The organism is Odoribacter sp. (assembly GCF_985060555.1).
In genome coordinates, this window is record NZ_CFKYFN010000073.1 from 14,594 (window position 1) to 27,754 (window position 13,161).

General features: G+C 42.1%; 7 protein-coding genes and 2 tRNA genes. 2 read left to right on the forward strand and 7 right to left on the reverse strand.

Annotated elements, in window-relative coordinates; translation table 11 throughout:
* Window positions 1-22 precede the first annotated feature (22 nt).
* Entirely contained in the window at window positions 23-2,374 is a 2,352-nt protein-coding gene (locus AC5RDS_RS09770) for a TonB-dependent receptor (RefSeq protein ID WP_215658480.1), read from the reverse strand.
* 318 nt (window positions 2,375-2,692) lie between these two features.
* Between AC5RDS_RS09770 and AC5RDS_RS09775 the strand changes: the two genes are divergently transcribed.
* Window positions 2,693-2,763, forward strand: a tRNA-Gln gene (locus AC5RDS_RS09775).
* 394 nt (window positions 2,764-3,157) lie between these two features.
* Here AC5RDS_RS09775 and AC5RDS_RS09780 read toward each other — a convergent pair.
* Both AC5RDS_RS09780 and AC5RDS_RS09785 read right to left on the reverse strand, forming a co-directional pair.
* Window positions 3,158-4,006: a helix-turn-helix domain-containing protein gene (locus AC5RDS_RS09780; RefSeq protein WP_013611309.1), complete on the reverse strand. Its 849-nt coding sequence runs from the start codon at window positions 4,004-4,006 to the stop codon at window positions 3,158-3,160.
* 7 nt (window positions 4,007-4,013) lie between these two features.
* A complete protein-coding gene (locus tag AC5RDS_RS09785) occupies window positions 4,014-4,883 on the reverse strand; it encodes an AraC family transcriptional regulator (protein ID WP_013611310.1) in 870 nt (289 codons plus the stop codon).
* Window positions 4,884-5,329: 446 nt separating this feature from the next.
* Here AC5RDS_RS09785 and AC5RDS_RS09790 point away from each other — a divergent pair.
* Window positions 5,330-5,403 (forward strand) — tRNA-Arg (locus tag AC5RDS_RS09790).
* A gap of 207 nt (window positions 5,404-5,610) precedes the next feature.
* On the opposite strand, the gene AC5RDS_RS09795 is transcribed toward AC5RDS_RS09790, so the two are convergent.
* Genes AC5RDS_RS09795 through AC5RDS_RS09810 form a run of 4 tightly spaced genes read right to left on the reverse strand, consistent with a single transcriptional unit; the run spans window position 5,611 to window position 13,148 of the window.
* Complete coding sequence (locus AC5RDS_RS09795) at window positions 5,611-7,263, reverse strand: PKD-like family lipoprotein (RefSeq protein WP_013611311.1); 1,653 nt, start codon at window positions 7,261-7,263, stop codon at window positions 5,611-5,613.
* Window positions 7,264-7,275: 12 nt separating this feature from the next.
* Window positions 7,276-8,133, reverse strand: a complete 858-nt coding sequence (locus AC5RDS_RS09800; protein WP_013611312.1) for a DUF4843 domain-containing protein — start codon at window positions 8,131-8,133, stop codon at window positions 7,276-7,278.
* 10 nt (window positions 8,134-8,143) lie between these two features.
* Window positions 8,144-9,790, reverse strand: coding sequence for a RagB/SusD family nutrient uptake outer membrane protein (locus tag AC5RDS_RS09805; protein WP_494222322.1), 1,647 nt, complete (start codon window positions 9,788-9,790; stop codon window positions 8,144-8,146).
* Window positions 9,791-9,800: 10 nt separating this feature from the next.
* Window positions 9,801-13,148, reverse strand: coding sequence for a SusC/RagA family TonB-linked outer membrane protein (locus AC5RDS_RS09810; RefSeq protein WP_013611314.1), 3,348 nt, complete (start codon window positions 13,146-13,148; stop codon window positions 9,801-9,803).
* Window positions 13,149-13,161 lie beyond the last annotated feature (13 nt).

Consider the following 13,161-nt stretch of genomic DNA (forward strand, 5'->3'; position numbering starts at 1 on the left):
CAAATTAAAATTCTCAGGCACATTACCATTTTAAGGTTGTAAACCGAATTTTAGCCATGATCGTCCGGCCCGCCAGCGGGTAATTGAAATTAGTCATCTCATCCGTATCAAACAGATTATGGCATTCCACGCCAAACAAAACTTTCCGGTTCATGATTCCGTACTCCAGCCCCACCGTGTGCAGGCAAGCAGAAGGTATCTTATAATCCTGATGGCGGCTAAGCTCATATCCATAATAATATTTATCCGTGTAACCACCCTCGTAATACGCCCTGGCATACTGCCCTTTACCACCAAAGGGATTATCCTTCCGGTAATCCAGCATCCAGTTGAAAAAGAGAATCGGGATATGAGGCAATTGCATTTTATAGGTCTCACTCTCGGTGTTTGTTCCCGCTATATATTTCGAATAATCCAAAGATTTCTGCCAGGTAGCATTAAATGATACAAACCAGTTACGGTCAATATCCCATTTGATTTCACCGTCCACTCCGTACAACAGAGCCTCGCCCAGATTCTGGTATTTGGAATACCCCACAACAGAGGTCAGATACATCATGTTCTTCACTTGCATGATATACCCGTTCGACTCGAATTGTAAACGGGAATTTGCATTATAGTAACGGTCGAACATGATACCCAGATTATAATTATTAGCTTGTTCGGCTTTCAGCTCCGTACTTGTCAGCGTCGTTACACGATCCCCCAAAGCCTCCTCGTAACGGGGAAGGCGGAAATTATGTTCCAAGGCAAATTTCATCAGCCAATGAGAAGATAAATCGTATTTCAAAGCAAGACTATACCCCCAATACTGATCGGATTTATGCGTCTCTGCCGGAACGGCATCTCCCGGATAAGCCAGGTTCACTGTTTTTCCCCCTAAACGATAATAATAATGCCGTCCCGTCAGCACCGATGTCAAACGTCCTTGAAACCACTTGTTCTGTAAAGCGACGGAACTGATCATTCCCGATATATTCGATTTCAAACCGCTATAATCCTTTTTCAGAAACCGGTCGGCAACGGTGTCCCGGGTTTCATTGCTCACGTAACGGAAATCATTATTCATATTGACCAGCATTCTGTCCGGGATCAAATGATATTGCAAGTTCAGGTTATAACGATAATCCATCATCCCGTCATCCGACAAATTCGGGACATATCCCACTTCTCCGCCATATGTGTTGGGAACACGGCCACCATAAAAATCATAAAGGAAAGACGAGGTGTCGATCAAAGCAGTATGCGTATAAGTAACCATCCCATTGAATTTCAAATCCAGCTTCCCGAACAAAAAATGTTTTTTCTCCAGCTTGGGGTTTACACCGGCTGTCCAGATTTTTGTCCGGGCATGACGGATATTCGTTTGTATACCCTGGGTTTCTTTATAACTGTAATACCCGACAAATTCCAACTCGGCCTTGTCGAAGTAATGATCCGGAAACTTAAGCGTCGCCCCGAATTCCCCCATTTTCAAGCGGTCATGATCCCGTTTGATTTTCAAATCATTGACATAGGGAGAAGTGATCGTGTAATCATTTCTGGCAAAGGTCCCTCCCGCGAAAAGAGTAAAAGCCATATTTGCTTTATCAAAATAATGAGAAATACAAGCCGTAGGATTATGCACGCCGTAAGACTGGTAGCTATACGACAAATCATAATATCCGTGTTCGGCATCTATCGTCACCACATTAATCGCACTTCCTAACCCATCTCCCCCGAATTCAGGCGGAACAATCCCCTTGTATATCTCGATACGGTCGATGAATTGCAAAGGAATATCATTAATGGAAAAACTACCATCCGGGGTATTCAGGGCATAGCCGTCCATGTAGATCTGAACCCGGTTTCCTTCCAATCCCCGGATATTAACTTTTGTTTGGTTACCGACACCACCTGTTTGCCGTAGTTTTACCCCTGTCTGATGATTCAACACCTCCGTGATCGTAGTCCCGCGTCCTGCCAATTGTTTCCCATCAATAACGGCAACCGGGGTTCCCTGGCGTTTCACGTCATGGATCTCTTTCCTCTCCCCTTTAGCTGCAACGACCACCTGGTCAAGGGATTTCATATCCATCTGCATATAAACCTCCAGCTTCAGATCTTTGTTTGCCTCAACCTTCACTTTCCTGATGACATCTTTCATACCCACAAACGAAAAATGAAGTTCGTATTCCCCGGCAGGAACATTTTTAAAAAAGAATTCGCCCCGGGCATTTGTCCCCGTCCCTTTTTTTAGAGAAGGCATTACGATATTTACTCCCGCGACAGGCGTATCATCAGAAGAATCTTTCACAATCCCGGAAATTGTCTGCCCGTTAGAGAAAAGAATATTGCCAACCATAAAATAGACCCCAATATAAAAACACTTCATAACCCACATAAATTAATTAATAATTAGCACCCTAAAGCAAGTTTTAACAAATAAACACTAAAAACATCAAATAATTGTGCAAACATAGACGGAAAATCCATTTGCAACAATCCCTATTAATAGGGATTATTATTGCAAACTACCTACTAATGGTATTTCGGATGGCTATTTGATCGATTTCACCGGGCCGCCTCTTCTATTATACCGATATAGTGATTTGTATGACTCACCCTCAGAAAGCCAGTCTTTCGGCACTATTTTTTTCAGATTTATTTGGGAGAAGACAAAAAAAGACGTAGTTTTGTGCCGTCAAAATACTGTCCAATGGTGTAATGGCAGCACAACAGATTCTGGTCCTGTTTGTCCAAGTTCGAATCTTGGTTGGACAACTTTGAAAACCTGACGTAAAGTCAGGTTTTATTTTTATTCGTCTCCCGATTATTTCAATATTCGGGTATCAATCCGAAATACTTATCGGTCAAGTATTCTCTAATAATTCAAAAGATAAATTTTCCGCTATTTGTGATCTTTATTCGAAGAAGTATAAAAAAGAAAAGAACAAAAGGAAGATTACTGTTCGACAATCATGTTGTTGTGTATGTACAAATAAGGGATGTATGAGTGTATGAATTATCTCCTATTGCGACGCTCCTTGCGGATTCTAAAGGAAAGATATCAAACCAGTAATCTTATCCTCTGTTCTCCCTTTCCGATGTTACAAATATAAGAGATCAGTCCCATTTCTAACTTATATAAAAAATATTATCTTTTACACATTCAATTTCAATGCAGATTTTTTTTCAGAATAAAGGTTTGTCTCACTTCAGAAGGAGTCATTCCGAACCAAATTTTACAAAACTTATTCAAATGTACGGATGAGGCAAAGTTAAGTTCGTCAGCCAATTCCTTTAGGTTTACCTCACTGGTCATCAGACGGTGTTTAATATATTCGGCTTTCTGTCGCTGCATCCACTGATAAACCGTCTCGCCGAAAACATCTTTAAATTTCTTTTGAAACACTCCCTGGCTATATCCACATAGTTCTGCAAATTCACCGGCACTCTTTACATGTAGATAATAGTCGACGACCAGTTTTTTGAACTCCATATTTTTCCCCAATAGAGGATAAAAAAGCATAGCCAATTCATCCGAAGTATAGTAAGCATGCAAAATAATAAACAATTCCTGAATTTTTCTTGAAGCCAAATCAGCCATAGGAACCTGATTTTGTTCATAATTCTGCATTAATTGCAGAAAACGGTCGAGTGATTCACGAATCTCCAATTCCCGGAATTCATATTTTATCAAAGAGAAAAAAGGAGTCAGATTTTGAAAGATATATTTATCACAACTATGATTCAAAGTGCCGAACCCCAAAATAATGAGTTCGACCGTCGATACGGCTTTACATACACATCGGGAAAGGGGAGTCAGCAAGATCATGTTTCCATCGGAAATAAGCCTGGGATACAAATCTCCATAGATCACTTCCATTTCTCCATGAAGAATAAAAACCAGATTATTATTTTTATCTGCCTTATTTCTTTGAAAAACAGTATCTTTTTCAAACTTAAAATAAGAGAATTTATTCTTCAGATCAGATTTGATATAACAAACAGTATCACTTCCCATTTTCAACTTATAGATCAATGTGTTCTCCCGTCATTTTTTGTTCTTCTATAAATTTTGTCGGGGTCATTCCCAACCATTTTTTACAGAATTTTGTAAAGTGAGCCGGTGAAGAAAAACCAAATTCATAAATAATCTCTTTGAGGTTTACCTCCTCTCCACTCAAACGTTCTTTAAGCCGATCGGCCTTTTTGCCCAATATCCATTGGTATATCGGTTCATCGAAGATTTCTTTGAATGCCCGTTTGAAACTACTGACCGAATAACCACAGATCTGAGCCAATTCTGCCACAGACTTCACATGTAAACAATTATCTTCGATCAATTTTTTCAAATCTCCCTCTTTGTGCAAAGAAAGGGTATAAAAAAAATAAGACAATTGTTCTTTAGAGTAACAAGACTTCATCAAAACAAATAGTTCTTCCTGTTTTTCTTCGAACAAATACCTGCAATCCACCCCATCTTCCAGGTACACGGTCAACATTTCCACAAATCCTTTCAGCAGCTGGTTTAAAGGTAAGATTTCCAATAATTCCCCTCTCCCCTCCAAACATCCAAGCTCCGAAACTGTTTTCAAGCAATATTCAGTGGGACGGTCAGAAATAAAGTACAAAAATTCAAGTGGAGTAAAAGCTTTCAATTTACCTTTCAAAGCAGGCAACAAAAACATCTCTCCGGCTTCAACGAATACCACCTCGTCTTCAATAGACACACCAGCTTCACCACTTAATAAAAATATCCAGCAAATGCCCGAAGTTTTCCATTTTTCCCATACAAAACCTTTCTCAAATTTCACCTGTTCAAAAAAGACCAACTCACTCCGTTCATAATTATTACAGGTTGCCTCTTTATTACAACAGTAAACACGATCGTTACTCATAATTTAACTATATACATGAATACTAAGAGCTAACAAACATAAAATAAAACTTTCAGTCAAGTTAAATTTAATTATAAGTTACAAACAAGAGGCATGAAACATTCACGTATTCTGTGTTTTACATAACTTCACTCACTCCTTTTCAACAAAGGTAAGATTTAAAAAAACAAATCAAAAGATGTTCTGATTTAATTTCATTCTTTTTCCGGCAAATAAATCTTTCCATGAAAGTGTGCAGAAAAGTCACTGAAACGTGTTCAGACTTATAATTAGTTCTTAAAGTTGCTCCTTCGTCGCTCAAAGTCCATAAAATCGACGGACTTTATAAACCAATTAATTCGGCTTATAAACAACAAAGCATCCGAAGTTTCGAATAAAAAAACATTATTTCTTTTGGAATAAAAATATTAAAGCGTATATTTGCACCGCCAAACCGTAAAAGTGTTGGTTCAGTAGCTCAGCTGGATAGAGCAACGGCCTTCTAAGCCGTAGGTCGTGGGTTCGAATCCCGCCTGAATCACAAAAGCAGCAATTTGAAATTGCTGCTTTTTTCATTTCATTGTTGGCCATTTACCTTCGGCTCAACCGTATCTGACTTTCAAGAGCCTGTCTGATGACCCAAAAGCCAGATAGCCTCCTTTTTCTGTTGCCCTCCCCCAAATCTCTCATCACCGTAAATATGCGGTGATGAGAGAAAAATAAAACCACACACTGTTTTTCCTGTTTCTCAACGGACCTCTTTATAACGCACATCTTTAATTTTAGCGAACCCGGAATACTCCCAGCCCGGTTTCAGGGTCAACTTCATACCCGATCCGCTCACATCATAGAAACGCAGCATTCCTCCATTATTATCCGTAGCGGCATTTTTGTAAGAACAGACGATCAGTTGATTTTCACGGTCTCGGTATATATTTTTGATTTCATCGTCATATTTCGAACACAAGTCATCGATGCCCCACGGATAATCATAGCGGTTGAACTTCAAACAGGTAATCTCTTCGCCTTCTAAAGTAATCACCGGTTCGGAAACCCCTGATCCCACATTGTAAGCATAGACTTTATTTCCATAAGCGTAATAAATCACATAATACTGGGAACTGGCAGCAAAACAAGTGGCATTGGCAAAATTTTCCGCCATAACATCCAAATGGCAGGCCCCTTGTTTAAATTCCCCGCTTCCCAAATTCACCTCATAAATATGCCGCTTGCCATCTTCCTGCATAATGCAATACACCATTCCTTCGGAAAAAGAGGTGTTAAGCATACACACCAAATCCATATTTCCCGTATTGTAACTAAAATTTTTATTCTCCGGATCTTCCAACGGATGCAACACCTGCTTTTTTCCAGCGACATCGCTACCTGTAACACCTTCACCACTCCAGTAAACAAAACGATGATTATCCGTATCAAACAACAAGGCGATACCAAAGTCGGATGACAACGGTCTTTTCAGCGTAGTCCCGACATAAGGCGCCACCTTGTATTCAGGCGTTCCTCCCCGGACGGAAGTATTAATCGGATACTCGAATCCCGTTTCTACTTCCACCGTATTCCAGGCATAGACATTTCCTTCCCGGGATACGCAGATAACAGCATCGTGCTCTGGTTTATAGAGTCCTTTATAAGGCACTGACACAAAATTTACAATATGATCGTCAGTAGCAGCCAGAAACATTGCCGATTTCAATTCGTGATAACTCTCTACATCAAGAAATTCTCCGCCACCTTTAGAATCTGTTGTCTCCAGCCAGTAAGCCGCATCTTCGGACATTGCAATAATCCGGTTACCGGTAGCACTTCCAGTGGCATAGAATCCTATATTCGCAGCGTGGTACTGTTCCGGTACTCCATCCTTTCGCCGGATTACATCATAAGCCGGAACAATCCGGTCCACAGAAATCTGCGCCAGCATATCTAAACGCACCCGTTCTTCCGATCCTTCATCGCAAAGCAACATCCATCCCTCCGAGGTAATGGTCGTTGCATTGACATAAAACAATTTCAGGGTCTTTACTTCCGTCCGTTTATCGGTTACCGAGAACAAAAATGCATGCCTGCCGGACTCCAATGCAGCTAACATATGAAGGTCTTTCGTATTGGCAACTTCTTCCCATTCACCTTCCGAATTTTTCCTTTGGTAAGCAAATTCGAAGTTCGTATTCCGCTCATCAATAATTCCTTCCAAATTGGAAGTAACCACCGGTTTTAAATCGATATATTCCGCATTGGCCAATACCGACAGCATTGATGAAATGCTATCTATCGTAATGACCGCTTTATCTTCATACGTATAATTTCCTTTGTCTTCCGCACAGGCTATTGCCAACAGGCAAAACCACAACATGCTCAGACGCGAAATTTTTAATATATTCATTTTTTCTATATTTTAAGGTTTTAACACGACATTCGAGTAATCCACACGATAAGCATCCGGCAATTGCATATAAGAGCCGTCTTCATCGTATACCGGATCGCCTTCATCTGCTCTCCGTTGCAATTCCGACTGCAATTCCCGGGCGTAAAAAGGCATCCGTCCTTTGCTGACTTTGCCGGTGGCCCAAGTCCAATCCGTTGTCGTAAAGCCAAAGAAGCCATTGATATAGGCATATCGGACCGGATTCCACTTTCCGAAATACTGATCGGCAGCAACATCCCCCCACCGACTCGGCTGCGTATAAATTTCACTGATCAGAAATGTATAGCGGGTTCCGTCTATCGTATCTGCCGTTGTATTACTCCACACATTGCTGGATTTATAAGCATTGAGTACCTCAAAATATTGATTGGCCTCTAATTTCAAGACCAATGTATCCACCTGTTTTTTGATGGAAGCATTCCGCATGAAACGGACTCCAACAGTTCCCTCGTTGCTTCCGGCCTTGATTTTCAGCGTATCGAAATCCATCATATATCCTCCATCGGGATTCGTTACAGCATCATAAGAAGTCATCGTCGTTTGCTCTTCGTCGACAACGACTTTCAGGGCCCGGTCGTAATCTTTTACCTCGCCCAGCAACTTCACTTTGGCATTGAATACTACTGAGGTATAAGCTGCCGCATAATCGACAAACGAAAAATTAGTCCTCGTGGTATATCCTTCGGCGCCGTTACTTCCTGAAAAATTCTGTACCTGAAAATATACCATACTGTCACCACGGTTGTACAAACCGACGTTTTCTTTTTGGCAGGCGATACTTATTCCTGCCATGGCGGCAACCCATATCCATTTGTTTATTCTATTCATATGTCTGTATTTAACGGTTATCCAATTCACTTTTCGGCAACGGAAGTACAAAGCGTTCTTCCTTTTCTTCATCAGTTGCTTTATCTTTATAATTGTATGTCGGAGGTATTCCAAACATTGGTATGCCGGGATTAGTCATCACCTTTACTTCTTTTCGTCCGTTGTAATCATTATCGAATCCCATATTCCGACGCTTGAAATAGAAGAACTTCTGACCTTCTCCGACAAATTCACGGATATACTCCAAGGTCAGCCAATCCTGTAAAAAGCTCTCTCCGTTTCCTGTTCCCCAGTTATTGGTACCCCGGTCAACGAACATCCGGTTCAAATAGGTCCATGCAGTCGGCAGATCGTACACCTCGGAACCGGTCGTACCGAGACATTCCGCTGCAATATAATACGCTTCGCTAAGCTTGATCAGCGAACAAAAGGTTCCGTAAAATTTCTGAGCCTGCAATAACTGGTTTTCATCTTTATTATTGGTCACCTCATCCCGTTTTTGATCCGCAATTTCTTTGAATTTTACCATTTGGTAGCTCGCATTTCCTTCCAAAGTGGTTCCGCTGGCCCATTGCGACTGGAAACGCCAGTCTCCGACCCAATATCCCCCGTATTTGTAAAACAAAATACCATCTACATATCCGGTACGGGGTATCAGCAAAGCTTTTCCGGTATTACCTCCTCCAAAAGAATAGTCATAAATCAATCCTCTGTTTTTATTGTAATACCCGAATAAACACTCGGTCGAAAACATCCGGTCGGGGTCGGAACTGTTCCCTAACAACTTACCCGATTCAACCACCGGGAAGAACTCCCTGACCTGGGGATCGTCGGTCAGCTTGCGGGCTTCGGTCAAGGCATTGCCGTAATCTCCCCCCCACAGATAAGCCCGGGCCGTCAACAAGACCGTCGCATAGTAATTCAGACGCAATTGCCGGTAGCGCATGGAGTTATCCTGACTCACCTCATCGTATTCTGCACGGGGTCCCTCGGTAAGTACCGGATCGGAGGCCAGCAGTAAAGCTTCGGCTTCTGTAAGATCGCGGATAATATAGTCCTTCAGTACCGTACCGGCCGGCATAATGGACAGGATTTGCGGATCGGTGCTTTCATTGTAAGGGATACCGCGTCCATCCGGATTTTTCGCCATAATCGGCCCGAACAAACGCAACATATCCAAATGCAGCATTGCACGGACAGCCAGCATCTCGCCCTTGAGCATTTTATATTCCCGCTCCGGTAATACCTTGTCCTTTACAGCATCATCCTCGATGTTCTTCAATACCACATTGGTATTCATAATCGTCGAATAGGCTTCGTTCCATATACTGCTCAGTACGCCTGTAACCGACTCGTTCGAATAATCCCACTCGGTCAGAGCCCGCAAGTATTTATAATAATCGCTTTCATCCGACTGCTCCACAGCGTAATATTGCCCCAGAATATCGATCATGTCATAACTCAGGTATTTCCCGTAAAGCGAGTTCCCGGACATTCGGTTGTAAACCCCGTTAACAGCAGCATAAAATCCATCTTTGGAAGAAAATTGCTGTTCCTCACTCTGTTTATCACTCGGTTTATAATCCAGCCAGTCGGTGCAGCTGTACCATAAAATACAGCTTAACAGAAGCGGAAAAACGATTCTATATTTTTTCATGATATCGGATTTATAAAGTTAATGAAATGGCGAAAGACACACTGCGTGCGAAAGGATAGGAAGTACCCCGTTCCATCTTGATGGTCGACAGGCGGAATATATCGTTCATATAGGCATTCAAACGTAACGAGCCAAGCCCCCATTTATGAACCAACTCAGGAGAAAATTCATATCCTATCCTCAAAGCCTCCAGACTCAATGAATTGTCTTTCTGTACAAAACGGGAAGACATCGGAGTGGATGTCGAATTGGCGATATTCTTGAACTGAGCCTTATCGCCCGGCTTTTGCCAACGGTCATAAAGAGCACGCTTATCCTGATTATATATCAGCGAATTCGTACTGATGTTCTCTACTTTATTAAATAAAACGGAATTAAACGAATGACCGCCCACCCGATAGCGGAAATCCAGGTTACAGGAAAAACCTTTCCAGGAAAAATTGGTACCCAGTACCCCTTCCACCTTCGGACGACTGTTGGCCACCACCACTTCATCGTCATATGAAAAATCATAAGTCAATTCCCCGTTTTTCTTAATAAACAGTTCCCGTCCGGTGGAGGGATCGATTCCTGCCGAACGTACAGCCCAGATATCATCGGGGTCTGCGCCGTCATAGTACCGCTTTGTCGACCTGTTATCACCTTCACGTTCCTGCGAATTATACATTTCCAGACGATTGCCGATGCCGGACAGCTCATTGGAACCATGCCGCAGATTACCCCGAACCGACCACCAGATCCGCTCGCTCATCCGGCGAATAATGTAATACGTAGCCGATGCCGTAAAACCTTTGGAGGTTTGTTTGCCGAAATTTTTATAAGTCATATTGTCGGTCGCTCCCGAAGAAGGCGGCATAGAGATAGCGATCAGCAAAGGATCAGTTGTCTTGTAATAATAATCCCCGGTCAGGGTCAGACGGTTATTCAGAATCGTAATATCGAACCCGATATTTTTATCGAGGGTTGTCTGCCATTCCAGATCAGGATTTCCCAGCTGAGCCAGCGAAGTGGTCATTCCGAAATAATTAAAGGAATTGAAATTATAACGGAACGTCGTAATGGTTGCCGAAGAAGAAAAATTCTGATTCCCCGGATTACCGATGGAAGCTCTCAGCTTCAACATGGAAATTCCGTCAAAATGGTCGGCAATAAATTTTTCATGGTGCAAATTCCATCCCAGACCGACAGCCCACGTACCGATATAATGCTTATTAGTCCCGAATACCGACGAACCGTTGACACGATAACTGAAATCGAGCAAATAACGGTTATCATAAGCATAATTTCCAATCACATACCCGCTCACCGAACGTGTCGTACTTTCGTTATAAGCCGGGGAACCTCCGTCCGGATAACTGTTGGCAAAAGAAGGAAGTGTGAAATCTCCTACCGGAAAACCGATAGCCGAATATCCTTGCGATTTCGCCTCTAAAGCAGAAAGGTACCCCCCCAATACGATATTGAATTGGTGTACTTCTTTCAATACTTTGGCATAAGTAAGCGTAAATTCTCCTTCATACTTATTGCTCTGTGTTTCCGTATTGCCATACGAACCGCGTTCTGAGAAATCCGTTTCGGCAAAACGGGTATCCAGAGGAGAATAAAAAGCTTCCGCCTGAGTACTCTGGTGTGTAAAACCGAACCGAGCCCGTAATTTCAAGGTCGGGACAGGAGTATATTCTACAATAAACTTATCCGACCACGACAAATTGTTTCCCTTGTTATAACTGTTCTGCTTAGCATTGTAAAGCGGATTGGCAGCTTTAATATAATCCGTATATTCCAGCCACCTTTCCACTTCGCCGTTCTCATTGTATTTCGTATAATAAGGATTAGCGTCGGCATATTGGGAAAAAGCGACAATCGGATCCTTGCTGTCCGTATTGTTCATATCAAACTTATTCATAAACTGAAATTTCTTCAGCCGGTAAGTCAGGTCGATATTTCCGCTGATATTATCCCGTTTGGATTCTTTCATTACACCGGTAATCCCGTTATATGCCAGTCCGATACCGAACATAAATGCACCTTCACCGCCGTCTACATAGAGGGAATGCCGGTGATTCAGGCCAACCCGCAGAGGTTCCGACAGCCAATAAGTATTTACTCCGCGGGCAATATCGGCCAATTTATCATAATAAGACTTTTTCAATTCAACATCTTTCACAACATCATTCGATGCATCATACCTGCCGACCAAATTTTCAAAACGCAATTTTTCACTGGCATCCATCAAATTATAACTGCTCAGATCAGCCCATGAAACATTGGCATTTCCGCTGTAAGCCAGATTTAACTTACCCGATTTGGGACGGATGGTTTCCACTACCACCACTCCATTTGAAGCCTTCGAACCGTAAATGGCCGTTGAAGCAGCATCTTTCAAAATAGTAATCGAAGCAACCCGGCTCATATCCAAATTATAAATAGCTTCCAGCGAAGACTCGAAACCATCCAGAATAAACAAGGGCTGATTCGGGTCCTCGCTCAATTCATCCCGGGTACTGATCAGACTTGATTTTCCCCGGATTTCAATATCCGGTAATTTATTCGGGTCGGAACCGAACTCATTATTCTCAAGTACATTAAATGAAGGATCCAGTGTTTTTAAACTGGCGATAACGTTTTGGGTACCCACCGATCTCAGCTGTTCCCCGTCGAAAGTGGCAGAAGCTCCGGTAAAACTGTCTTTTTTACGGTTAAAAATACCGGTAACGACCACTTCATCTATTTCTTTTGCATCTTCCTGCATCACCACTTTTAAAGGTTTGTCATCTTTCAGCACAATTTCCTGTGTTTTCATTCCGATAAATGAAAATACCAGCACCACATCTTTCTTTTGCGGCAAAGCGATCTTAAAAATCCCTTCGGTATCTGTTACTGTTCCCAGGGAGGTACCCTTGATTAAAATAGTTACTCCGGGAAGCGGACTACCCGAACGGTCAGTCACTTTACCTGTCACTTCCGATGTTTTACTCTGAGGCAAAGCAGCATTCACCTTCCCTTTACGCAACACGACCGTATTATGGGTAACCTCATAAGTGATACCGGTATTTTTCAACACCTCACTCAGAATTTCGTCCAAAGTTTTATTCTCTGCCACGACATCAATTCCGGTCACCTGTTCGATATCCTTAACACTATAGAAAAAAAACATTTCGCTTTTCTTTTCAAGTGCCCATAAAATAGTTTTCAGGGAGGCATCATGCATCTTGAAATTCATTCTTTCATTTTGTGCAGTGACACGGGCCGACACCTGAAACACTGTACACAACAAAAAGCACACACCTAATTTCATTGTCATCAGAATTTTTCTTCTCCACACCAACCAAGGGTGGATTGTTTGCATTTTGTTCATCGTTTGTTTGGTT

Coding starts and splice junctions, on each gene's coding strand:
- AC5RDS_RS09770 (WP_215658480.1), bottom strand. CDS start 2,374: ATGAAGTGTTTTTATATTGGGGTCTATTTTATGGTTGGCAATATTCTT.
- AC5RDS_RS09780 (WP_013611309.1), bottom strand. CDS start 4,006: ATGGGAAGTGATACTGTTTGTTATATCAAATCTGATCTGAAGAATAAA.
- AC5RDS_RS09785 (WP_013611310.1), bottom strand. CDS start 4,883: ATGAGTAACGATCGTGTTTACTGTTGTAATAAAGAGGCAACCTGTAAT.
- AC5RDS_RS09795 (WP_013611311.1), bottom strand. CDS start 7,263: ATGAATATATTAAAAATTTCGCGTCTGAGCATGTTGTGGTTTTGCCTG.
- AC5RDS_RS09800 (WP_013611312.1), bottom strand. CDS start 8,133: ATGAATAGAATAAACAAATGGATATGGGTTGCCGCCATGGCAGGAATA.
- AC5RDS_RS09805 (WP_494222322.1), bottom strand. CDS start 9,790: ATGAAAAAATATAGAATCGTTTTTCCGCTTCTGTTAAGCTGTATTTTA.
- AC5RDS_RS09810 (WP_013611314.1), bottom strand. CDS start 13,148: ATGAACAAAATGCAAACAATCCACCCTTGGTTGGTGTGGAGAAGAAAA.